The sequence below is a fragment of the Amycolatopsis sp. NBC_01488 genome (assembly GCF_036227105.1).
Taxonomy (GTDB): Bacteria; Actinomycetota; Actinomycetes; order Mycobacteriales; family Pseudonocardiaceae; genus Amycolatopsis.
The window spans coordinates 379218-401685 of the sequence record NZ_CP109434.1 but is presented as its reverse complement, the minus strand read 5'-3'; the positions used below and the strand labels follow the sequence as shown (position 1 = coordinate 401685).

General features: G+C 72.3%; 20 protein-coding genes. 15 read left to right on the top strand and 5 right to left on the bottom strand.

All coding sequences use genetic code 11. The features are described 5' to 3' along the window. The first annotated feature begins 21 nt into the window (after positions 1-21). Positions 22-1392 carry a MocR-like pyridoxine biosynthesis transcription factor PdxR gene (gene pdxR, locus OG738_RS01915; RefSeq protein ID WP_329050697.1) on the top strand — a complete coding sequence of 457 codons (1371 nt, stop codon included), beginning with the start codon at positions 22-24 and terminating at the stop codon, positions 1390-1392. Positions 1393-1700: 308 nt separating this feature from the next. Further along, entirely contained in the window at positions 1701-2795 is a 1095-nt protein-coding gene (locus tag OG738_RS01910) for a D-alanine--D-alanine ligase family protein (RefSeq protein WP_329050696.1), read from the top strand. On the opposite strand, the gene OG738_RS01905 is transcribed toward OG738_RS01910, so the two are convergent. Continuing rightward, a complete protein-coding gene (locus tag OG738_RS01905) occupies positions 2792-3331 on the bottom strand; it encodes a DUF3515 domain-containing protein (RefSeq protein WP_329050694.1) in 540 nt (179 codons plus the stop codon). The two genes, OG738_RS01910 and OG738_RS01905, sit on opposite strands and share 4 nt — an antisense overlap. A gap of 19 nt (positions 3332-3350) precedes the next feature. After that, positions 3351-3584 carry an Lrp/AsnC family transcriptional regulator gene (locus OG738_RS01900; protein WP_125306405.1) on the bottom strand — a complete coding sequence of 78 codons (234 nt, stop codon included), beginning with the start codon at positions 3582-3584 and terminating at the stop codon, positions 3351-3353. A 124-nt stretch (positions 3585-3708) separates the two neighbouring features. Between OG738_RS01900 and OG738_RS01895 the strand changes: the two genes are divergently transcribed. Both OG738_RS01895 and OG738_RS01890 read left to right on the top strand, forming a co-directional pair. Continuing rightward, positions 3709-4665: a thiamine-phosphate kinase gene (locus OG738_RS01895; RefSeq protein WP_329050691.1), complete on the top strand. Its 957-nt coding sequence runs from the start codon at positions 3709-3711 to the stop codon at positions 4663-4665. A gap of 30 nt (positions 4666-4695) precedes the next feature. Beyond that, complete coding sequence (locus tag OG738_RS01890) at positions 4696-5175, top strand: GNAT family N-acetyltransferase (protein WP_329050690.1); 480 nt, start codon at positions 4696-4698, stop codon at positions 5173-5175. Here the strand turns inward: OG738_RS01890 and OG738_RS01885 are convergent. After that, positions 5162-6376, bottom strand: coding sequence for a glycoside hydrolase family 27 protein (locus OG738_RS01885; RefSeq protein ID WP_329050689.1), 1215 nt, complete (start codon positions 6374-6376; stop codon positions 5162-5164). The two genes, OG738_RS01890 and OG738_RS01885, sit on opposite strands and share 14 nt — an antisense overlap. Before the next feature lie 134 nt (positions 6377-6510). Between OG738_RS01885 and OG738_RS01880 the strand changes: the two genes are divergently transcribed. The 3 genes from OG738_RS01880 (at position 6511) to OG738_RS01870 (ending at position 8581) form a co-directional block, all read left to right on the top strand. Next, the gene (locus OG738_RS01880) at positions 6511-7041 is read left to right on the top strand and encodes a gamma carbonic anhydrase family protein (RefSeq protein ID WP_329050687.1); all 531 of its coding nucleotides are present in this window, start codon (positions 6511-6513) and stop codon (positions 7039-7041) included. Positions 7042-7071: 30 nt separating this feature from the next. After that, positions 7072-7749 carry a uracil-DNA glycosylase gene (locus tag OG738_RS01875; RefSeq protein WP_329050686.1) on the top strand — a complete coding sequence of 226 codons (678 nt, stop codon included), beginning with the start codon at positions 7072-7074 and terminating at the stop codon, positions 7747-7749. Between the two features lie 61 nt (positions 7750-7810). Then, positions 7811-8581: an alpha/beta fold hydrolase gene (locus OG738_RS01870; RefSeq protein WP_329050684.1), complete on the top strand. Its 771-nt coding sequence runs from the start codon at positions 7811-7813 to the stop codon at positions 8579-8581. A 58-nt stretch (positions 8582-8639) separates the two neighbouring features. Here the strand turns inward: OG738_RS01870 and rpmB are convergent, their stop codons facing one another. After that, positions 8640-8831, bottom strand: a complete 192-nt coding sequence (gene rpmB / locus OG738_RS01865) for a 50S ribosomal protein L28 (protein WP_003091970.1) — start codon at positions 8829-8831, stop codon at positions 8640-8642. A gap of 133 nt (positions 8832-8964) precedes the next feature. Here rpmB and OG738_RS01860 point away from each other — a divergent pair, with 133 nt between their 5' ends. The 3 genes from OG738_RS01860 to OG738_RS01850 are packed head-to-tail and all read left to right on the top strand — an operon-like array spanning position 8965 to position 13163. After that, complete coding sequence (locus OG738_RS01860) at positions 8965-10542, top strand: DAK2 domain-containing protein (RefSeq protein ID WP_329050669.1); 1578 nt, start codon at positions 8965-8967, stop codon at positions 10540-10542. A gap of 3 nt (positions 10543-10545) precedes the next feature. Next, positions 10546-12699 carry an ATP-dependent DNA helicase RecG gene (recG, locus tag OG738_RS01855; protein WP_329050667.1) on the top strand — a complete coding sequence of 718 codons (2154 nt, stop codon included), beginning with the start codon at positions 10546-10548 and terminating at the stop codon, positions 12697-12699. Continuing rightward, entirely contained in the window at positions 12696-13163 is a 468-nt protein-coding gene (locus OG738_RS01850) for a GNAT family N-acetyltransferase (RefSeq protein ID WP_329050665.1), read from the top strand. Before recG ends, OG738_RS01850 begins: the two co-directional genes overlap by 4 nt. On the opposite strand, the gene OG738_RS01845 is transcribed toward OG738_RS01850, so the two are convergent. After that, positions 13123-13758 (bottom strand): TetR/AcrR family transcriptional regulator, encoded by a 636-nt coding sequence (locus tag OG738_RS01845; RefSeq protein ID WP_329050663.1) that lies wholly within the window; start codon positions 13756-13758, stop codon positions 13123-13125. The genes OG738_RS01850 and OG738_RS01845 overlap by 41 nt on opposite strands. 31 nt (positions 13759-13789) lie before the next feature. On the opposite strand from OG738_RS01845, the gene OG738_RS01840 reads away from it, so the two are divergent. The 5 genes from OG738_RS01840 to OG738_RS01820 all read left to right on the top strand — a co-directional run bounded on the left by OG738_RS01840 (position 13790) and on the right by OG738_RS01820 (position 22462). After that, the gene (locus OG738_RS01840; RefSeq protein WP_329050661.1) at positions 13790-14923 is read left to right on the top strand and encodes an erythromycin esterase family protein; all 1134 of its coding nucleotides are present in this window, start codon (positions 13790-13792) and stop codon (positions 14921-14923) included. 53 nt (positions 14924-14976) lie between these two features. Then, complete coding sequence (locus OG738_RS01835; protein WP_329050660.1) at positions 14977-17223, top strand: caspase, EACC1-associated type; 2247 nt, start codon at positions 14977-14979, stop codon at positions 17221-17223. Positions 17224-17266: 43 nt separating this feature from the next. Beyond that, positions 17267-18154: a S8 family peptidase gene (locus OG738_RS01830; protein WP_329056513.1), complete on the top strand. Its 888-nt coding sequence runs from the start codon at positions 17267-17269 to the stop codon at positions 18152-18154. Positions 18155-18287: 133 nt separating this feature from the next. Further along, complete coding sequence (locus OG738_RS01825; RefSeq protein WP_329050658.1) at positions 18288-21665, top strand: pyruvate carboxylase; 3378 nt, start codon at positions 18288-18290, stop codon at positions 21663-21665. Further along, positions 21662-22462 (top strand): arginase family protein, encoded by an 801-nt coding sequence (locus OG738_RS01820; RefSeq protein ID WP_329050656.1) that lies wholly within the window; start codon positions 21662-21664, stop codon positions 22460-22462. Before OG738_RS01825 ends, OG738_RS01820 begins: the two co-directional genes overlap by 4 nt. The last annotated feature ends 6 nt before the right edge of the window (positions 22463-22468 follow it).

Sequence of the window (22468 nt, the reverse complement as noted above, 5' to 3'; positions counted from 1 at the left end):
AAGTCCACTCGAGGAGGTCCCGTGACCCACGCCGACACCGCGCTCCCGGTCAGCCTCGACCGTGCGGCCGTGACACCGCTGGCCGTCCAGCTGGCCGACGCGCTGCGCGAAGCCGCCGCGAGCGGGCACCTGCGCGGCGGCGACCGGCTGCCGTCGACGCGAGCGCTGGCCGGACGGCTCGGCGTCAGCCGCACGGTGACGTCGGCGGCGTACGAGCAGCTGCACGCCGAGGGCTGGATCGCCGGGCGCCACGGCTCCGGCACGTACGTGACGACGCCGCCTTCGGTGCCGGCTTCGGAGGTCCCGGCCCCCGCTGTCCCGGCGCCCGAGGCCGCCGCGCCCGCGCTGCTCGACCTCGGGCCGGGCACGCCGTGGGCGGACGGCCTGGACCGCGCGGCCTGGCGTCGCGCCTGGCGTGCGGCGGCCGACCCGGATCCGCTGGTCCGCGCGCACCGCGCCGGGCTGCCGGAGTACCGCGCGGCCGTGTCGGAGCACCTGCTGCGCCACCGCGGCCTCGCCGCCGGTTCGGTGCTGGCGACGGGCGGGACGACGGCGGCGGTCGTCGAGCTGGCCGCGGCGGTGCTGGCGCGCGGGGACGTCGTGGCCGTCGAAGAGCCCGGGTACCAGCGCGCGGTGCAGGCGTTCCTCAGCGCGGGGATGCGGGTCGTGGGCGTGCCGGTGGACGACGAGGGCCTGCGCCCGGAGGCGATCCCCGCGGGCGCGCGGGCGGTGTACTGCTCGCCGGCGCACCAGTACCCGATGGGCAGCCGCCTGAGCGCGGCGCGGCGGGTCGCACTGGTGGAGCGGGCGCGTTCTTCGTCGATGCTGGTGATCGAGGACGACTACGACGGCGAGCTGCGCTTCGACGTGGCGCCGTTGCCGATGCTGGCTTCGCTGGCCCCGGACGTGGTGGCGCACCTGGGGACGACGTCGAAGATCCTCACGCCGACGCTGGGGGCGGGGTGGATGGTGGCGCCGGAAGCGATCACGTCGGCGGTGCTGGCGTATCGGGATCTGACCGGGACGCGGCCTTCGCCGGCGGGGCAGCGGGTGCTGTACGAGTTCGCGCGGAACGGGGATTTGGGGCGTCACCTGCGGAAACTGCGCCGGGAGATGGCCGAGCGGCGGACGTTGCTGGCGGGGGCGCTGGCGTCGGCCGGGGTGCCGGTCCGGGGTGACGACGCGGGGGCGCACCTGGTGGTGCCGTTTTCGTCGGCCGCGGTGGAGGCTTCGGTGATCGCTTCCGCGGAGCGGCGCGGGATCCGGTTGGACGGGCTGGCCCGGCACTTCGCCGGGGAGCCGTCGGCGCACGGGGTGGCGATCGGGTACGCGGGGTGCGCGCGGGAGGCCTTGGTGGCGGCGCTGCCGACGCTGGTCTCGTTGCTGCGCTGAGGCTTGCGCTGGTGTCCACAGCCCGGCGGTGATGTGGACAACGACACCTCGACGGCGGCTTTTCCCGGCTTTCTGTCGGCCCGCGCCGATACGCTGGGGGAGGCGGTGGCCCCCAGGGAGGGCGGGCCCTGCCCTGATGGGACGGCGGGCCCTGTCCTGGTCCGGCTCAGCCCCAGCCCCGGGCCCAGCGGTGCCTCGATGTACCAGACGCAGCACGGCCCGCGCAGGTTGCGCTCACCGCCCGGGTGCCGCCGCCCGGCGCACGGGCCTCGGCTGTTCGCCGAGGTCACCGGGTACGGTGGCTCACCATGAGCGAGAAGATCCGGGTGGCGGTCGTCTTCGGCGGGCGCAGCAGCGAGCACACCATCTCCTGCCTGTCCGCCGGCAGCGTCCTGGGGAACCTCGATCCGGCACGCTTCGAAGCCGTCCCCGTCGGCATCACCCGGGAAGGTCGCTGGGTGCTCGGCACCGGGGACTCCGCGCAGCTCGCCATCCGCGGCCGCGAACTGCCGTCCGTCGACGACGGCAAGGGGCTCGTGCTCGCCGGTGATCCCTCCAGTCAGGGCCTCGTAGCCGTCGAAGCCGGGCGCGAGAGCGAACTCCTCTCCCAGGTCGACGTCGTCTTCCCGGTACTGCACGGCGCCTTCGGCGAGGACGGCACCATCCAGGGCCTGCTCGAGCTCGCCGGCATCCCGTACGTCGGCCCCGGCGTGCTCGCCAGCGCCGCCGCCATGGACAAGGAAACCGCGAAGAAGCTTCTGGCCGCCGATGGGCTTCCGGTCGGTACCTTCGCCGCGCTCCGCCGTGATCAGTCCACTTTGGACGACGACGGCAAGGCCAAGCTCGGCCTGCCCGTCTTCGTCAAGCCGTCGCGGGCCGGGTCGTCGGTCGGCATCAGCCGCGTCACCGGCTGGGACGACCTCGACGCCGCCATCGAGCTCGCCCGCGCCACCGATCCGAAGGTGCTCGTGGAAGCCGCCGTCGTCGGCCGGGAGGTCGAGTGCGGGGTCCTCGAGTTCCCGGACGGGCGCGTCGAAGCCTCGCTGCCCGCCGAGATCCGCGTCCTGTCCGAGGACGAAAACGCTTGGTACGACTTCGAAACCAAGTACCTCGGCGACGACGCCGAGCTGGACATCCCGGCCAAGCTCGACGACGCGCTCACCGAGAAGCTCCGCGCCATGGCCGTGAAGGCGTTCCGGGCGCTCGACTGCCAGGGCCTCGCCCGCGTCGACTTCTTCGTCGGCGCCGACGGCGAGCTGACCATCAACGAGGTCAACACCATGCCCGGCTTCACGACGAAGTCCGCCTATCCGAAGATGTGGGAGGTCACCGGCGTGGACTACGCGACGCTGCTGACCACCCTCATCGAGACGGCGATCGCCCGGGGCACGGGCCTGCGCTAGGAGAACCGCAGCGGCCGCGGCGGCAGCTTCGCGGCGATCGTGTCCGAGATCTGCTGCAGCGGGCCCGTCCCGGCGCTGTCCGGCACCGTCAGCGCCGCGTAGACCTCGCGGTCCACGACGTACCACGTCGACGTGCCCTCGCCCGGCACCTGCAGCCACTGCACCTTGTTCACCAGCCGCAGCGCCGCCGTGGGCGTCAGCTCCGGGGGCCGGTCCAGGCCGCAGCGCAGCACCAGCGGGTCGGCCGAGCCCCACGCCACGGTGGCCGGCGGGGCCGGGTTGGCCAGCTCGCGCAGCTTCAACGACGTCCCGTTGGACGTCAGCTCGGTCGGCACCGCGCCCAGCAGCGTCGTGCAGGCCGGGGCCGCGGCGAAGGGCGCCGGCACCGGGACGAGCGGCAGGGGACCGGAATCCGGGGAGTCCGAGGAGCGGTGGGTCACCGCGAAGACGGCGACGGCGACCGCCAGGGCCACGGCGAGCGTCGCCGCCAGGACGAGGACCACCCTGGGCGGGGCACCGGTGTCGGAATCTGGCACGACACCACTACACCACTCCTCAGAGGTGCACGACCGGGCAGGTCAGCGTCCGCGTGATGCCTTCCACGTTCTGCACCTTCGCGACCACGAGCTGGCCCAGCTGGTCGACGCTGTCGGCGGCGGCGCGGACGATCACGTCGTACGGTCCGGTGACATCCTCCGAGCTGGTCACGCCCGGGATGCTCGAGATCTCGGCCGCCACCGCGGCCGCCTTGCCGACCTCGGTCTGGATGAGGATGTATGCGTGGACCACGGCGCGCCCTTTCGTCGGGATCGGTCAGCTCAGGTAGGAACGTATCGCCAGCTCATCGAAAAACATAGGGCATCCGACTATCGGTGATCGATCTTTGTCCCGGTAGAGAAAGCAGAGGTGACCGGTGTCACCGAACGACGGAACGGTCGCCGAGACCGGGGAGTTCGCGCTCATCCGCGCCGTCACCGAAGGACGGCGCCAGCCGCCGGGCACGCTGCTCGGGCCGGGCGACGACGCCGCCGTCGTCGCCGCCCCCGACGGCCGGGTGGTCGCCAGCACCGACGTGCTCGTCCAGGGCGTCCACTTCCGGCTCGACTGGTCGCCGCCGGAGTACGTCGGGCGCAAGGCCGTCGCGGTCAACCTGGCCGACATCGCCGCCATGGGCGCCACCCCGACCACCGTCCTGGTCGGCCTGGCCTGCCCGCCCGACACCCCGCGCGACCTGGTCACCGCGCTCGCCGACGGCATGTGGGCCGAGGCCGAGCGCGCCGGCGTCGGCGTCTCCGGCGGTGACATGGTCCGCGCCGACCAGCTCGTGATCAGCGTCACCGCACTCGGTGACCTCGGCGACCGTGAGCCCGTGACGCGCTCGGGCGCGCGGCCCGGCGACGTCGTCGCGGTCTGCGGCAAGCTCGGCTGGGCCGCCGCCGGCCTGGCCGTGCTCGGGCGCGGGTTCCGGTCCCCGGTCGGCGTCGTCAACGCCCAGCGCTGCCCGGAACCGCCCTACGAAGCCGGTCCGCGCGCCGCCCTCGCCGGGGCCACCGCGATGATCGACGTCTCCGACGGCCTGCTGGCCGACCTCGCGCACATCGGCGAGTCCTCCGGCGTCGGCATCGACGTCCGCACCGCCGACCTCGACGTCCCCGCGCGGCTCACCGAAGTCGGCGCCGCGCTGGGCGCCGACCCCCTGGACTGGGTCCTCACCGGTGGCGAGGACCACGCGCTCGCAGCCACGTTCCCGGCGTTCGCCGAGCTGCCCGAAGGGTGGCGCACCATCGGCGTCGTCACGATGGCGGACTCCGGGATCACCGTGGACGGCAAGCCTTTTGCCCGAGAAGGCGGCTGGACGCACTGGCGCTGATTTTTGGCCGGATCAGTAAAGTCGGCGGACGTGAGAATCGTTCCGGTCCCCTTCGACCATCCCGACGCGGCCAAGCTCATGGCCGCGGTGCAGCAGGTCTACGTCGAGCGCTACGGCGACGAAGACGCCACCCCGATGAGCCCGGCGGACTTCGACCCGCCGCAGGGTCTGTTCATCGTCGGCTACCAGGGTGACGAAGCGGTCGCCTGTGGAGCGTGGCGGGCGCATGACGGCCCCGAGCCGGACTTCCATGAGGGCGACGCCGAGTTCAAGCGGATGTACGTCGCCGATTCGGTGCGCGGCCGCGGCTTCGCGCGGATGATCCTCTCCGAACTGGAGCGCACCGCGGCGTTGTGCGGCCGCAAGCGCGCGGTCCTGGAAACCGGGACCAAGCAGCCGGAGGCGATCGCGCTGTACACGTCGTCCGGGTACGTCGAGATCCCGAAGTTCGGCATCTACCGCAACGAGCCCGAAAGCCGCTGCTACGGCAAGGACCTCACTTCGGTGTGAGCTTCAGGAACGCCGCGGCGTGCGGCCGCAGCGACGCGGAGACGTCGGTTCCCACGTCCCGGTGGGCCCAGAGATCCCGCACGGTCCAGGAACCCGGGATCGCCGCGGAGACGGTCGCGGTGGTGCTGCCGGTGTTGAGCAGCACCACCGCGAACCCGCCGCCGGAAAGCGGTTTCCCCCACACCTGGTAGCCGGGGCCCACCGCGAGCTGCCGTCCCTGGCCGCCCGCGAAGTCCTGGTCGACGGCGATCGCCTCCGGGTTGGCGAGCGTCGCGAGATCCGTGTCACTCAGCTTCGCCGGGTCGGTACCGGCGAACAGCGGCGCGTTCAGCACCGCCCAGACGCTGAAGTGCGCGCGGGCTTCGTCCGCGGTGAGCGTGCCGTTGCCCACCTGCAGCATGTCCGGGTCGTTCCAGCCGCCCGGGCCGCCGCTGTGGGTCGCGACCGTGGCCTGCTGGTCGATCGTCGCGAGCACGGAGTCCCAGGTCGCGGTCAGGTCGTACGTCGTCCGCCACAGGTTCGCCACCGGCCGCGCCCAGGTCCACGGGCTGGAGACGCCGTATTCGGAAATCGCGTAGACGATCGGGCGGGGCAGCGCGACGAGCTCGTCGCGCATCTTCTCGAACGCCGCCTTCCGGTCGAGGCCGTCGACGGTGTCGGCGTTGCACCAGTCGTACTTGAGGTAGTCGACGCCCCAGCGGTCGAACGTCTCGGCGTCCTGGCGCTCGTGACCGAGCGAGCCGATGCCGGACGCCGGGTACGCGTCGTTCGCCATCGCGCAGGTCCGGCTACCGGGCACGGCGTAGATGCCGAACAGCAGGCCGCGGGAGTGGACGTAGTCGGCGAGGTCGGCGATGCCGTGCGGGAACCGCTTCGGGTCCGCCTGGAGGGAGCCGTCGGCGGCCCGCGCGGGCGCCTGCCAGCAGTCGTCGACGACGACGTACCGGTAACCCGCGTCCCGCAGGCCGGTGTCCGCGAGCGCGTCGGCCGCCTTCTTGACGACATCCTCGGTGAGGTCGTAGCAGCGGACCTGGTTCCAGCTGTTCCAGCCCATCGGCGGGGTCTCCGCCAGGCCGTTCGCCAGCGCGGGCGACGCCGTCGGCAGGCTGAGCAGCCAGGTCAGCACGACGAGCAGGAGCACGAGGGCCGTGCTCCCGGTACTGGCTTTCCTGTCCGCGGCGATGCCGTGATCCAATCGCACGGGAAGTGAAACTGCAGTTACCGATCCGACCGGAAGCAGGCCGGCCCCCGAGCAGCACGTAACCGTTGCTACGAAAGCCATCGGCCGTGACTGTAGGCGGATCGGTAACGAACGACACAGTACCCGGAGGCGGCATGCCGATCTACGCACTCGGATCCCTCGAGCCGACGATCCACCCCGACGCCTACGTCCACCCGGACGCGACGGTGATCGGCGATGTCCGGATCGGCGCGTTCGCGTCGGTCTGGCCGCAGACGGTGCTGCGCGGCGACCACGGCTACATCGAGATCGGCGAGCGGTCCAACGTCCAGGACGGCTGCGTCCTGCACTGCACCGAGCGGCACCCGACGATCCTCGGGCCGTCGTCGGCGATCGGGCACGCGGTGCACGTCGAGGGCGCGACGATCGGCACGGGCTGCCTGATCGCGTCCGGCTCGGTGGTGCTGAACGGCTCGGTGATCGAGGACGGCGGCATGGTCGGCGCGGGCGCGGTGCTCTCGTACGGCTCGTACGTCAAGACCGGCGAGATCGCGCTGGGCGTGCCGGCGAAGGTGCGGGAGAACAAGTCGTTCAGCGCGGAGAACATCGCGCTGGTGGTGGATTCCTACGTCGGACGCGGGCAGCGGTTCCGCACCGAGCTGAGGCGGCTCGACCCGCGTGGGTGACGTCGGCCACGCCCGGTAGGCTTGCGCGCCGTGACCGCACGACCGCTGCAGGACATCGTCGAGGCAGGCTGGGCGCAAGCCCTCGAACCGGTGGCGCCGCAGGTCGCCGCGATGGGGGAGTTCCTCCGCGCGGAGATCGCCGCGGGCCGCACCTACCTGCCGGCGGGTGAGCACGTGCTGCGGGCGTTCAAGCAGCCGTTCCACGACGTGCGCGTGCTGATCGTCGGGCAGGACCCGTACCCGACGCCCGGGCACGCGGTGGGCCTGAGCTTCTCGGTGGCGCCGGACGTCCGGCCGATCCCGAAGAGCCTGGTCAACATCTACAAGGAGTACGCCGACGACCTCGGCCACCCGCTGCCGTCCAACGGCGACCTGACGCCGTGGGCCGACCAGGGCGTGCTGCTGCTCAACAGGGCGCTGACGGTGCAGCCCGGCAAGTCGAACTCGCACCAGGGCAAGGGCTGGGAAGAGGTCACCGAGCAGGCGATCAAGGCCCTCGCGGCGCGCTCGGAGCCGATGGTGGCGATCCTGTGGGGCCGCAACGCGCGGAACCTGCGCCCGATGCTGGGCGAGGTCCCGTGCATCGAGTCGGCGCACCCCAGCCCGCTGTCGGCGCACAACGGCTTCTTCGGGTCGCGGCCGTTCAGCCGGGCCAACCAGCTCCTGGAGCAGCAGGGCGCGGCGCCGGTCGACTGGAAACTCCCGTAGGTTCGGTGTCCGGAACCGCGGGCCGGCTCCGACCAGGGGGAAACGGACCTTGGAGGACACCATGAACGTCACATCGGCCGACGGCACGTCGATCTTCTTCGAGCAGCGCGGATCCGGTGCGCCGGTGATCCTGGTCGGCGGCGCGTTCAACGACCGGACGACCGTCGCGGGCCTGGCCGACGTCCTGGCGACGGACTTCACGGCGATCGCCTACGACCGCCGTGGGCGGGGTGACAGCGGGGACACCCCGGCGTACGCGATGGAGCGGGAGATCGAGGACATCGCGGCGCTGATCGCCCACGCGGGCGGGACGGCGTCGGTGTTCGGCCACTCGTCGGGCGCGGTTTTGGCCTTGGAAGCGGCCGCCGCCGGGCTGCCGATCGACAAGCTGGTGGCGTACGAGCCGCCGTACGCGACTCCCGAGCACCCGCGGGACGACGTTCTTCCCCAGGTCCAGGCGCAGATCGCGGCGGGTGACCGCGACGGCGCGGTGAAGACGTTCCTGACGGTCGCGGGGACACCGACGGAGATGGTCGAGGGCATGAAGCAGGCCCCGGTGTGGGGCTGGTTCACGGCGCTGGCGCACACGCTGCCGTACGACCTGGAGATCTGCGGCCCGGGCTGCCGCATCCGGGTGGACCACCTGGCGAAGATCTCGGTGCCGACGCTGGTGATCGACGGCGGGAACAGCCCGGCGTCGTTCGCGGAAGCGGCCGAGGCGGTCGTGGCGGTGATCCCGGGCGCTCGGCGGGAGACCCTGGCGGGGCAGGACCACGGGGTGCTGCAGTACCCAGAGACGCTGAAGGACCTGCTGACCGGCTTCCTGAAGTAGCTGCAAAAAAATGGCGGGTGCTCCGAGGAGCACCCGCCATTTTCGAACTCTTCTCGCCTCAGCCGCGAACGACCTTGCCCGCCTTGATGCACGAGGTGCACACGTTCAGGCGCTTGCGCTGGGACACACCCACCTTGGCGTGGACGGTCTGGATGTTCGGGTTCCACCGGCGGTTGGTACGGCGGTGGGAGTGCGAGACCGACTTGCCGAAGCCGGGTCCCTTGCCACAGACGTCGCACACGGCAGCCACGTCGAACTCCTTTGGATCTGGGTCATAGAGATGAGCCCAGATGCACTGGGCAACTCGACCATAGTAACTAGTGCGTTCCCAGCCCCGAGCACCGGGTCGATACGCTGCCCGGGACCGGGTAGGAGGTTACGGGGTGCGGGTGCTGGACACGGCGGCGGTGTCGGCCTGGGCGACGGGCTGTGTGCACAGTCTCGCGAGCCTGCGCCCGGCCATCGACGAGATCAACGTCTACCCCGTCGCGGACTCCGACACCGGCTCCAACATGCTCTTCACGATGGCCGGCGCGGCCCGGGAGCTCGAGGAAGCGGAGCCGGAAAACGCCGCCGACGCGCTGAAGATCCTCGCGCGCGGTGCCGTGGCTTCGGCCAAGGGCAACTCCGGCGTGATCCTCTCCCAGGTCGTGCGCGGGCTGGCCGACAGCGCCCGGGGACGACTCGACGGCGAGTGGCTCGCCAAGGCGCTCGGCCACGCCGACGAGGTCGCGACCGGTGCCGTGAGCCGCCCGGTCGCCGGGACCATCCTGACCGTGCTGCACGCCGTCGCGCTCGCCGTGCGCGGTGACACGCACCCGCTCGGTGAAGTCGCGGAAAAAGCCGCGAAGGAAGCCGCGCACGCCCTCGAGAAGACACCGCTGCAGCTGCCCGCGCTGGCCAAGGCGGGCGTCGTCGACGCGGGTGCCCGCGGGCTCGTCGCCGTGCTCGACGCCCTGGTCGGCGTGCTCACCGGCGCCCCGCTCCAGCAGGAGCACCCCCTCGAAGTCCACGCGGTGCCGCTGGCCGAGGCCTTCGCCTGGGAGGTCATGTACCTCCTCGACGGCGTGGACGAGCACAGCCTGCCGACCCTGCGCAAGGAGCTGAGCGGCCTCGGCGACAGCGTCACCGTGGCCGGCGACGGCTCGGGCAGCCACGCCGTGCACGTCCACTGCGCCGACATCGGCGCCGCCATCGAAGCCGGGCTCGCGCTGGGGCGCCCGCGCCGGATCCGGGTCGAGCCGCTGCTCACGCCGACGCCGATCGAGCCGGGCGGCGGGCTCGACCGCACGGTCGTCGCCGTCGTGCACGGCGGCGAGCTGGCCGAGGTGCTGCGTGCCGAAAGCATCCCGGTGCTCGCCGTGCCCGAAGGCGAAACCCCCAGCGTCGAGGACGTCATCAGCCTGCTCAACGAAGCCGCCGGGCGGCACGTCACGGTCCTTCCGGGCAGCGTCGCGCTCACCGCGGCGGTCGACACTGCGGCCGGGCACGCGATGGCCGCCGGCCGCGACGTCGTGGTCATCCCGTGCGTCTCGCCGGTGCAGGTGCTGGCCGCGCTCGCGGTGCACGACGCCGGGCGCCGCACCAACGACGACGTCGTCGCGATGGCCGAAGCGGCCGCCGCGACCAGGCGTGGCGAACTGCGGATCGCGCGCGAGGAGTCGCTAACCTGGGTGGGCCGGGCCCAGTCCGGTGACGTGGTCGGCTTGATCGACGACGAGGTGGTGCTGATCGAGCCGGCACCGGCGTCGGAGACCAACCTGGTCGCGGCCGCGATGAACGTGCTGAACCGCATGCTCGCACTCGGCGGCGAGCTGGTGACGGTGCTGAGCGGGGCCGCCGCCCCACCCGGGGTCGCCGAGGAGCTCGCGGAGCAGCTGCGGCTGGAGCACCCCGAGGTGGAGCTGGCCGGTTACGCCAGTGGCCAGGCGGAAGCCGTGCTGCTGATGGGAGTCGAATAGCCGATGGCCGGACTGCGCGACAAGCTGCCGCTGCTGCTGGGCGCCAAGACGGCGAAGGCGCTCGCCACGGCGTTGGACATCGAGACGGTCAGCGACCTGCTGCGCCACTACCCGCGCCGCTACGCCGAGCGTGGCGAGCTCACCGACATCGCCGGCCTCGAGCTGGGCGAGCACGCCACCGTGCTGGCGCGCGTGGAAAAGGTGAGCAAGCGGCGGATGAAGTCCCGCAACGGGACCATCCTCGACATGGTGATCACCGACGGCAAGCGCCGGCTCACCTGCGCCTTCTTCAACCAGGCCTGGCGCGAGAAGGACCTCGTCCCCGGCAAGACCGGCCTGTTCGCCGGCAAGGTGTCCGCCTTCCGCGACACCCTGCAGCTGACCAACCCCGAGTACGAGCTGTTCGAGGCCGACCGCGCCGACGAGGCGATGGACGACTTCCTCGCCGCGATCATCCCGGTCTACCCGGCGGCGCAGGGCATGCCGACGTGGTCGATCGCGAAGTGCGTGCGCCAGGTGCTCGACGTCCTCGAGGTCGACGAGGACCCGATGCCGGCGGAGCTGCGGCGGCTGCACCGCCTGTCCGACCTCGACACCGCGCTGCACGGCATCCACCGCCCGGACAACTGGGCGCACCTGGAGGCGTCGAAGAAGCGGCTCAAGTGGGACGAGGCCATGGCCGTCCAGCTGATCTTCGCGCAGCGGCGGCACTCGGCCATCTCGCGGCCGGCGAAGGCGAACCCGCACGTCAGCGGCGGCCTGATGGACGCCTTCGACAAGCGGCTGCCCTTCGACCTGACCGCGGGCCAGCGGGAGATCGGCGCCGAGATCGCCGCCGACCTCGCCTCCGAGCACCCGATGAACCGGCTGCTGCAGGGCGAGGTCGGCTCGGGCAAGACGATCGTCGCGCTGCGGGCGATGCTGCAGGTCGTCGACAACGGACGGCAGACGGCGATGCTGGCGCCGACCGAGGTCCTCGCCGCCCAGCACGCGCGGTCGCTGCGGGAGATGCTCGGCGACCTCGGCCAGGCGGGCGAGCTGGGCGCGGCGGAGAACGCCACTCGCGTCACGCTGCTCACCGGGTCGATGGGCGCGAAGGAGCGCAAGAAGGCGCTGCTGGAGATCGTCAGCGGGGAAGCGGGCATCGTCGTCGGCACGCACGCGCTGATCCAGGACCACGTCGAGTTCGCCGACCTCGGCCTCGCCGTCGTCGACGAGCAGCACCGCTTCGGCGTCGAGCAGCGGGACGCGCTGCGCACCCGCGGCGCGGGCGACACCAGCCCGCACGTCCTCGTCATGACCGCGACGCCGATCCCGCGCACGGTCGCCATGACCGTGTACGGCGACCTCGAGGTTTCCGCGCTGCGCGAGATGCCGGTCGGCCGGTCGCCGATCTCGACCACGGTCGTGCCGGTCGCCGAAAAGCCCGCCTGGTTCGACCGGATCTGGCAGCGCGTGCGCGAAGAGGTCGGCAAGGGGCACCAGGCCTACGTCGTGTGCCCGCGGATCGGCGACGAGCCGCCGTCGGACAAGAGCGACAAGCGGCCGCCGCTCGCGGTCCTGGACGTCGCGCCGGACCTGGAAAACGGGGCGCTGCAAGGGTTGCGCGTCGGCGTGCTGCACGGCCGGATGCCGCCCGACGACAAGGACGCCGTGATGCGGGCCTTCTCCGCGGCGAAGCTCGACGTTCTCGTCGCCACCACGGTGATCGAGGTCGGCGTCAACGTCCCGAACGCGACGGCGATGGTGATCATGGACGCCGACCGCTTCGGCGTCAGCCAGCTGCACCAGCTGCGCGGCCGCGTCGGCCGGGGCAGCGTGCCGGGCGTCTGCCTGCTGGTCACCGAGGCCCTCGACGGCACGGCGACCCGCGAACGGCTGGCCGCGGTGGAGTCGACGACCGACGGCTTCGAGCTGTCGCGGCTCGACCTGGAGCTGCGCCGCGAAGGCGACATCCTCGGGGCCGCGCAGTCCGGCAAGCGGTCCGGGCTGAAGCTGCTTTCGCTGCTGCGCGACGAGGACGTGATCGCCGCGTCGCGGGCCAGCGCGCAGGAGATCGTCGAGGAGGACCCGGACCTGAAGAAGTACCACGGCCTGGCGCAGCTGGTCGCCGACGTCGTCGACGTCGACCGCGCGGAGTACCTGGAGAAGAGTTGATCCGCCCGGCCACCGTCGCCGACGCCGCCGTGATCGGCGAGATCCACGTCGCGTCCTGGCAGGCGGCGTACGCGGGCCTGATGCCGGACGACTTCCTCGCCGGCCTCTCGGCTTCCTCGCGGGCGGAGTCGTGGGCGCGGCTCATCGGTGACGGCGGCCAGGTGCTGGTCGCCGAGCAAGACGGCGTCGTCGCGGGATTCGCCGCGTACGGGGACGGGCGGCTCTACGCGCTCTACCTGCTGCCGGAGTACTGGGGGCGGGGCCTCGGCCGGGCGCTGCACGACCGGGTCGTCGAAGACCTGTCCGGCGACAGCGCCGTCCTGTGGGTGCTTTCGACGAACGAGCGCGCGAAGGCCTTCTACGTCCGGCAGGGCTGGGCGCCCGACGGCGCCGCCCAGACCGAGACGATCGACGACGGGCGCGTCACGCTGGAGGAGCTGCGGTTCCGGCGTCCGCTGCCGTGAACACGCCCGCTTTCGCCGCCGCGGCCGCCGCGGCGGCCGCGACCCCGGCGTCCTTCGGCGTCACGCCTTCGCGCGAGACGAACAGGCGGTAGAAGATCGGCCCGCACGCCACGCGAACGACTTCGACGGCGTCGGTGCCGGCCGGGACTTCGCCACGCTCGACGGCCCGCTCGACGACCGCGGCCGAACGCGCGTGGCGGTCGACGTAGAACTCCCGCAGCGCGTCCGCCGCGCGAGCGGACAGGAATGCCGCCGAGATCGACGCCGTCGGCAGCTCACGCTCGCCCGGCGAGGTGAAGTAGTGCACCAGCTCCAGGTTGATCCCGCGCAGGTCGCCTTCCAGGGACCCGGTGTCCGGGGCCGTCCACTCCTGCTCGGTCCCCAGCAGCAGGGCCGCCGCGACCAGGCCTTCGGCGGACTCCCACCGGCGGTACAGCGTCGTCTTGTGCACGCCGGAGCGTTCGGCGACCGCCTCGACGGTCAGCTCGGCGTACCCGCGTTCGCCGAGCAGCTCGAGGGTGGCGTTCAGCGCGGCGAGGCGGGTCCGCTCGGTGCGCCCGCCCGGGCGCTTGGTGCCGGAAATCTCGGTTGCCAACTGCTACTCCTGTTGCGTTAGTGTGACCAGTATGCCAGACACCGGCCCCCTCGACGTCCCGTCCGTCGCCGCCCTGATCGGCGACGCCGAGGTCGTCGCGATCGGCGAGAACAACCATCACATCCGCGAGTTCGGCGTGCTGCGCGACCGCCTGCTGCGCCACCTCGTCGAAGAGCGCGGGTTCACCGTGCTCGGGTTCGAGGGCGGGTTCCCCGAAGGGCACCTGGTCGACGCGTGGCTGCGCGGCGGCCCGGGCGACGTCGCCGACATCGCGCGGGACGGCTTCACCTTCGGCCTCGGCGACTCGGCCGAGGTGCATTCCATGCTGACCTGGCTGCGGGGTCGTGACGTCCGCTTCTACGGGGTCGACGTGCCGAGTTCGGCCGGGTCGCCGGTACCCGCGCTGCGAGCGGTCCGCGAAGTCCTCTCCCGGGTGGATCCCGCCAATGTGTCCCTTGTGGACACAGCGCTGGCGGCGTGCGAGCCGTACGCGTCGGTCAGCAGCGCGGTCGCGCCGGGGCGGTACCAGGAGATGAGCGTCGCGGCGCGGGACGCGGCCACCACGGCGCTGACCGTCCTCAAAGGACATGTCGAGTCGCTGGCGCCCGAGGCCGCGCACGACGCGGAGGGCGCGCTGCGCGTCGACCTGTACCTGCGGGAGCTGGCCGCGCTGATGGCCGGGCAGGCGCCGGAGCCGCAGAGTTCGTCGCGGGACACGTACATGGCGGCGACCGTGCGGCTGCTGCGCCGCCTGCACCCGGGCGAGAAGATCGTCCTGATGCTCCACAACGGACACCTCCAGCGCGTGCCGTTCTCGCCGATGCCCGGCATGACGGCGCCGTCGGCGGGTACGCACTTGGCCGCGGAGCTGGGGGATCGCTATTTCGCGCTCGCTTTGACCGCGGTCTCGGGGACGACGACCGGGCTCGTCCCCGACGAAGGTGAGCGGCTCGGGTTCCGGATGTTCGAGCAGGCCCTGGCTGCGCCGGCGGCCGGCAGTGTCGAGGCGACGCTGGCTTCCGAGGCGCCGTGCGTGGTCGCGCGTCCCGCGGCGACGGGCATCCGGCACGCGCACATGACCGTGTCGGTCGACGTCGCGGCCGCGTTCGACGCTGTCGTCTGCCTGAAAGGGCAGGAAACGATTTTCCAGGCGGCGGCCGGTTAGGTGTGCCCGTTCGGCTGCTTGCCGTAGCGCCCGCGTGGGCGTTTCCTGCCGGTATGGCCGGGCGGAGGCGGGCGTTGATCGTCGCCAACGGCGAGTACGAGAACGCGGGGCTGCAGCGGCTGGGCTCGCCCGCGGCGGACGCGGACGCTCTGGCGGCGGTGCTGTCCGACCGGTCGATCAGCGACTTCGAGGTCCGGGTGGTCCGCAACGAGGCCTCGCACGTCGTGCAGGGGGAGATCGAGGACCTCTGCGCCGAGGGCCGTCCCGACGACGTCCTGCTGATGCACTTTTCCTGCCACGGCCTGAAGGACGACTCGGGCGGCCTGTACTTCGCCGCGCGCAACACCCGCCCCGACCGGCTCCGGTCGACGGCGGTGCCCGCGCAGTTCGTGCAGCAGTGCCTCCGCCAGAGCCGCTCGCGCAGCGTGGTGCTGCTGCTGGACTGCTGCTACGGCGGGGCGTTCGGGCAGGGCGTGGCGGTGCGGGCGTCGGGCGACGCGAACGTCCTGGACAGCTTCCGCGGCGGCCGCGGCCGGGCGGTCATCACGGCGTCGAACTCGATCGAGTACGCCTTCGAGGGCGCGCGGCTCGCCGAAGGGCAGCCCGCCCAGCCGTCGGTGTTCACGTCGGCGCTGGTGGAGGGCCTGCGCACCGGCGAGGCCGACCGCGACGAGGACGGCTGGATCGCTTTGGGGGAGCTGTACGAGTACCTGTTCGACCGCGTCCGCGAGCGCAACCCGAAGCAGACCCCGAGTCGTGACATCGAGATGCAGGGCGAGCTGTACCTGGCGAAGAGCAGGCGCCGCCGGATCAAGCCGTCCGCGATCCCGGCGGACCTGGCGGCGGCGATCGCGGCGGAGAACCCGTTCACCCGGCTGGGAGCGGTGGCGGAGCTGCGACGCCGGCTCTCGAGCGACAACCTGCCGGTGGCGATGGGAGCGTTCGAGGCGTTGAAGGGCATGGCGGCCACGGACATCCAGCACGTGGCAGCGGCGGCCGAGGCCGCGAGGGCGGAGGTCGCGGTGCGCACCGACTCCCCGACGGTCAGCTTCGCCGGGAACGTGGTCGAGCGGCGGATCCGGCTGCTGGGTCCGCCCGTGGCGCGAGCTTGCACGTTCGAGACGTCCCACGCGTGGATCGAGGTCCGCGAGACGGACGGTGGGGCCGAGCTGAGGGTGACACGGGGGCCCGAGCCCCGCCGGGGCAAGGTCGTGGTGACGGGTCCGACGGGGGCGACGGACGTCGCGGTCGAAGCGGCGGCAGCGGAGCCCGTTGCCGCACCGGTCGAAGCCGGGCTGGTGGCGGAGGCCGAGCGGGCCGAGCCCGTTGCCGCGCCGGAGATCGCGTCGGTGGAGCCCGAGCCGGCTGCCGCGTCGGAGTTCGCGGCAGAACCACCCGGAGTGGCCGGGTCCGCCGGCACGCCGGAGACCGGTGCGACGCAGCCCGCCGCGGCAGCCGAACCCGAGGGGGTTTCCGGCCCGCCCGAGCCGGCGGCGGCACACCCGCCGCCGGCTCGGGCGGGCCGCGCCGTGGCCTCGCCCGGTCTGCTCGCCGTGGCCGGCGGTGGGCTGATGCTCGCGAGTCTGGCGTTCGAGTACCAGTACAACCTGGGTGACTACAGCCACACGCTCGCGGGCGCCCTGCCCGGGTTCGAGTGGTACGTCTGGCCGCTCGCGCTGCTCGCGATCGTCGCTGGAGGCCTGGTGACCGCTTCGGGCGCCATGGCGCGGCCGGCCGGCTGGCTGGCCGGGATGGCCGTAGCCGCTTTGTGGGGTCTGGTGATGGCCTACTCCACCGGTAGGTCCCTCACGGCGGAGGACGGGTACCACCTGGGCGCCGGGTTCGGGTTTCTGTTCGCCGGCGTGCTGGCCGTCTTCGCGGCGGGCGTCGGGGCGGTGTGGCCGGTTCGCCGTGAGCTGGGCTTCCGCCGGCCCGACCGGTACTCGTGGGCCGCGATGGGGGCGGGTTTGTTCGGGGCGATCGGCCTGATCATCCAGTATTCGACCGACAGCAGCGCCGGGGCGTCCGGGATCGGGGGCACCTTCGCGCTCACGGTCGTACTGGCGGTCGCCGTCCCGGTCCTGGCCGGAGCGATTCGTCCGGCACGCTTCGGCGGCCAGGTCATGATCGGCTGGTCCGCGGCCGCGCTGTGCGTCGTGGTGGCCATCGCGAAGTCGGAGCCCAAAGGCAGCGAAGCGAACCTCGTGGGCGTGATCTTCTTCGGGAGCTCTCTCTTCTTCCTGAGCGTCGCGGCGGGTTGGCTGCTCCGGCGGAATCAGCCGATCGAGCGACAGCCCTGAGTTGTCGCCCGGTCGCCGCCGGGGTACCACGACGATCATGAAGATGCTTCTCGCGGCGGTGGCCACCCTGCTCGCCGGGCAGCCGGGGGCCGGCGGGGTGCAAGCCGATCCGCCCAGCTGGGGGCTCGACCGGATCGACCAGCGCGCCGGGCTCGACCACGCCTACCACTACGCGAGCGACGCCTCGGGCGTGACGATCTACGTCATCGACAGCGGCGTCGACGCCAAGCACCCGGACTTCGAGGGCCGCGTCGCGCCCGGGCGGGACTTCCTCGGCGGCGGCTCCGACACCTCCGACACCAACGGCCACGGCACCCGCCTCGCCGGGATTGCCGCGGGCAAGGACTACGGCGTCGCGAAGGGCGCGCAGATCGTGCCGGTGCGGGTGCTCGACAAGGACGGCGGGGGCGCCACCGACCAGATCATCGCGGGCATCGACTGGGTCGCGCAGAACGCGCAGCAGCCCGCGGTCGCCGTCCTCGGCATCGGCGGCGTCCCGAACGACCAGCTCGACGCGGCGGTCAAGCGCCTCGCGGCGGTGGTCCCGGTCGCGGTCCCGGCGGGCAGCGAGACGGCGGACGCGAGCGGCTTCTCCCCCGGCCGGGTGCCGGAGGCGCTGACGGTCGGGGCCTCCGACAGCCAGGACCACCCCGACAAGGCGTCGAACTTCGGCCAGGACGTCGACCTGTACGCGCCGGGCGTCGACGTCCCGGGCCCGATCGCCGGCGGCACGGGCGCGGGCCCGGAGTCCGGCACGTCGATGGCGGCGGCGTTCGCGGCGGGCGTGGCGGCGCTGTACCGCGCCCAGCACCCGGATGCGGCGCCTGACCAGGTGGACCAAGCGCTTGTTCAGGCGGCGACCCCGAACGCGCTGAAGGGGGTCCCGGACGGCACGGCCAACCGGCTGCTTTACGCCCCGCCGGGATCCTGAGAAGCTGCCCGGACGTCTTCCCGGCGAACCTTCCGCGGCGCATGATGTCCATCACCTGGTACTGAACTCCCGCAGAGCGGGAAGAACCGGGTAACGTGCGGTGACTTACCGATCCATACGGGAAGGACCGGGCATGTTCCGCAAGGTGCTGGTGGCCAACCGCGGGGAGATCGCGATCCGAGCGTTCCGCGCCGGCTACGAACTGGGCGCGGGGACCGTCGCCGTGTTTCCGCACGAAGATCGCAACTCCCTGCACCGCCTGAAGGCCGATGAGGCGTACGAGATCGGCGAGCCCGGTCATCCCGTGCGCGCCTACCTCTCGGTCGACGAGATCGTCGCCGCCGCGAAGAAGGCGGGGGCCGACGCCGTCTACCCCGGTTACGGTTTCCTCTCCGAGAACCCCGATCTCGCGCGCGCGTGCGAAGAAGCGGGCATCACCTTCGTCGGGCCGAGCGCCGACATCCTCGAGCTCACCGGCAACAAGGCCCGCGCGGTCAAGGCCGCGCGCGAGGCCGGCGTGCCGGTGCTCGGGTCGTCCGAGCCCTCCAGTGACGTCGACGCGCTGGTCGCGGCCGCCGACGACCTGGGCTTCCCCGTCTTCGTCAAGGCCGTCGCCGGTGGTGGCGGGCGCGGCATGCGCCGCGTCATGGAGCCGGCCCAGCTGCGCGAGTCCATCGAGGCCGCCGCGCGCGAGGCCGAGTCCGCCTTCGGCGACCCGACGGTGTTCCTCGAGAAGGCCGTCGTCGAGCCGCGGCACATCGAGGTGCAGATCCTCGCCGACGGCGCCGGCAACATCATCCACCTCTACGAGCGTGACTGCTCGGTGCAGCGGCGCCACCAGAAGGTCGTCGAGCTGGCCCCCGCGCCGAACCTCGACCCCGAGCTGCGGGACCGGATCTGCGCGGACGCGGTCAAGTTCGCGAAGCAGATCGGCTACCGCAACGCCGGCACCGTCGAGTTCCTGCTCGACAAGCAGGGCAACCACGTCTTCATCGAGATGAACCCGCGCATCCAGGTCGAGCACACGGTCACCGAAGAGGTCACCGACGTCGACCTCGTGCAGTCGCAGCTGCGGATCGCTTCCGGCGAGACGCTCGACGACCTCGGCCTGAGCCAGGACAAGATCTACCTGCGCGGCGCCGCGCTGCAGTGCCGCATCACCACCGAAGACCCGGCCAACGGCTTCCGCCCGGACACCGGGATGATCTCCGCCTACCGCTCGCCGGGCGGCTCGGGCATCCGGCTCGACGGCGGCACCGCCTTCTCCGGCACCGAGATCAGCGCCCACTTCGACTCGCTGCTGGTGAAGCTCACCTGCCGCGGCCGCGACTTCGAGACCGCCGTCCGCCGCGCGCGCCGTGCCGTCGCGGAGTTCCGGATCCGCGGGGTCGCGACGAACATCCCGTTCCTGCAGGCGGTTCTCGACGACCCGGACTTCCGCGCCGGGCGCGTCACGACGTCGTTCATCGAGGAACGACCGCAGCTGCTCACCGCGCGGCAGTCTGCCGACCGCGGCACGCGGCTGCTGACCTACCTCGCCGACCAGACGGTCAACAAGCCGCACGGCGAGCGCCCGAAGACGCCGGACGCCACGGTCAAGCTCCCGAAGCTGCCGAAGGACGCTCGGCCGGCCGACGGCTCGAAGCAGCAGCTCGTCGAGCTGGGCCCGGGCGGGTTCGCGGAGTGGCTGCGGAAGTCGCCGCACATCGGCGTCACCGACACGACGTTCCGCGACGCGCACCAGTCGCTGCTCGCCACCCGCGTCCGCACGAAGGACCTGCTCGCGGTGGCGCCGGTCGTCGCGAACACGCTGCCGCAGCTGCTTTCGCTGGAGTGCTGGGGCGGCGCGACCTACGACGTCGCGCTGCGGTTCCTCGCCGAGGACCCGTGGGAGCGCCTCGCCGCGCTGCGCGAGGCCGTGCCGAACATCTGCCTGCAGATGCTGCTGCGCGGGCGCAACACCGTCGGGTACACGCCTTATCCGACCGAGGTGACCACCGCCTTCGTCCAGGAAGCCACGAAGACCGGCATCGACATCTTCCGGATCTTCGACGCGCTCAACGACGTCGAGCAGATGCGCCCGGCCATCGAAGCCGTGCGCGAGACCGGGACCGCCGTCGCCGAGGTGGCGCTCTGCTACACCTCGGACCTGTCCGACCCGGGGGAGAAGCTCTACACGCTCGACTACTACCTCAAGCTGGCCGAGCAGATCGTCGGCGCCGGCGCGCACGTCCTGGCGATCAAGGACATGGCCGGGCTGCTGCGCGCGCCCGCGGCGGCCCGGCTGGTCACCGCGCTGCGCAAGGAGTTCGACCTGCCGGTGCACATCCACACCCACGACACCGCGGGCGGCCAGCTGGCCACCTACCTCGCGGCGATCAACGCGGGCGCGGACGCCGTCGACGGCGCCGTGTCGTCGATGGCGGGCACGACGTCGCAGCCGTCGCTGTCGTCGATCGTGGCGGCCACCGACCACTCCGACCGCACCACCGGGCTGGACCTGGACGCGATCGGCGAGCTGGAGCCGTACTGGGAGAGCGTGCGCAAGATCTACGCGCCGTTCGAGGCCGGGCTGGCCTCGCCGACCGGGCGCGTCTACCACCACGAGATTCCCGGCGGCCAGCTGTCGAACCTGCGCACGCAAGCCATCGCGCTGGGGCTGGGCGACCGGTTCGAGGACATCGAGGCGATGTACGCCGCCGCCGACAAGATCCTCGGGCACCTGGTGAAGGTGACGCCGTCGTCGAAGGTCGTCGGCGACCTCGCGCTGCACCTGGTCGGCGCGGGCGTTTCGCCGGCCGACTTCGAGGCGGAGCCGAACAAGTTCGACATCCCCGACTCGGTGATCGGCTTCCTGCGCGGCGAGCTGGGCGACCCGCCGGGCGGCTGGCCGGAGCCGTTCCGCACCAAGGCCCTCGAAGGCCGGGCAGCCGCGAAGCCGGTCGCCGAACTGTCCGAAGAGGACCGTTCCGCGCTGGCTTCGGAGCCGCGCCGGACGCTCAACCGCCTGCTGTTCCCGGCCCCCACCAAGGAGTTCGAGGCGCACCGCGAGGCCTACGGCGACACGTCCGTGCTGCCCAGCAAGGACTTCTTCTACGGCCTGCGGCCGGGCGAGGAGTACGCGGTCGACCTCGAGCCGGGCGTGCGCCTGCTCATCGAGCTGGAAGCGATCGGCGAGGCCGACGAACGCGGTGTGCGCACGGTGATGTCGACGCTCAACGGCCAGCTGCGGCCCATCCAGATCCGCGACCGGTCGATCGCGTCGGACATCCCGGCGACCGAGAAGGCGGACAAGGGCAACCCGAAGCAGGTCGCGGCGCCGTTCGCCGGCGTGGTGACGCTGCAGGTCGCCGAGGGCGACACGGTCGAGGCCGGTGCGACGGTCGCGACGATCGAGGCCATGAAGATGGAGGCGTCGATCACCGCGTCCGCCGGGGGCAAGGTCGGCAGGCTGGCGATCACGAACGTCCAGCAGGTCGAGGGCGGTGACCTCCTGCTGGTGCTGGAATGACGCTGGTCAACGCGGTCCCGCAGCGCCAGGGCGCGGTGGGACCGCGGGCGGCGGGGCTGCCGGACGGCTGTCTCGCGCTCGCGGAGCTGGCCGGGCACGTGCTCGGCAGGCCCGTCCACCACGTCCGGCAGACGCGCTCACTGTCCGAAGTGGACGCCGGGGTGGCCAACCGCGCGGTGCTGACCGGAGCGAACCGCGCGGCGCAGCTGGCCGCGCTGGAGGCACCGGGCGGACCGGTGCTGACCATCGGCGGTGACTGCGGGGTCGAGCTGGTCCCGATCGGCGTGGCCCGCTTCCGGTACGGGCCGGGCCTGGGCGTCGCCTGGTTCGACGCGCACGCCGACCTGAACACGGCTTCGACGTCGCCGTCGGGGGCGTTCCACGGCATGGTGCTGCGGTCCCTGTTCGGTGAGGGCGACCCGGAGTTCGCGGCCGACCCGGCCCTGGAACCCGGGCACGCGGTGCTGGCCGGGACGCGCGTGTTCGACCCGGAGGAGCGGGCGGCGGTTTCCCGCGGCCTGGTGGTGGAGTCGTTCGATGCCCTTGCCGGGGTGGACAAGCTGTACGTCCACGTGGACCTGGATGTGCTGGACCCCGGGGAGTTCCCCGGCCTGAACTGCCCGGAGCCGGCCGGCTGGACGATCGAGCGGCTGGTGGCGGAGCTGGACGCGCTGGCGGCGTTCGACGTCGTGGGCGCGGGGATCACCGAGTGCGTGGGCACGTCCCGCGAAGTCGAGGTGCTGGAACCGGTGCTGGCCGCGGTGGGCCGGCTGCTCGTGAGTGGGAAACCGGGTTAGCACACT

Excerpts from the sequence above, each read along its gene's own strand:
- OG738_RS01910 (WP_329050696.1), top strand. The coding sequence starts at position 1,701 with ATGAGCGAGAAGATCCGGGTGGCGGTCGTCTTCGGCGGGCGCAGCAGC.
- OG738_RS01880 (WP_329050687.1), top strand. The coding sequence starts at position 6,511 with ATGCCGATCTACGCACTCGGATCCCTCGAGCCGACGATCCACCCCGAC.
- OG738_RS01870 (WP_329050684.1), top strand. The coding sequence starts at position 7,811 with ATGAACGTCACATCGGCCGACGGCACGTCGATCTTCTTCGAGCAGCGC.
- recG (WP_329050667.1), top strand. The coding sequence starts at position 10,546 with ATGGCCGGACTGCGCGACAAGCTGCCGCTGCTGCTGGGCGCCAAGACG.
- OG738_RS01840 (WP_329050661.1), top strand. The coding sequence starts at position 13,790 with ATGCCAGACACCGGCCCCCTCGACGTCCCGTCCGTCGCCGCCCTGATC.
- OG738_RS01835 (WP_329050660.1), top strand. The coding sequence starts at position 14,977 with ATGGCCGGGCGGAGGCGGGCGTTGATCGTCGCCAACGGCGAGTACGAG.
- OG738_RS01830 (WP_329056513.1), top strand. The coding sequence starts at position 17,267 with ATGCTTCTCGCGGCGGTGGCCACCCTGCTCGCCGGGCAGCCGGGGGCC.
- OG738_RS01825 (WP_329050658.1), top strand. The coding sequence starts at position 18,288 with ATGTTCCGCAAGGTGCTGGTGGCCAACCGCGGGGAGATCGCGATCCGA.
- OG738_RS01820 (WP_329050656.1), top strand. The coding sequence starts at position 21,662 with ATGACGCTGGTCAACGCGGTCCCGCAGCGCCAGGGCGCGGTGGGACCG.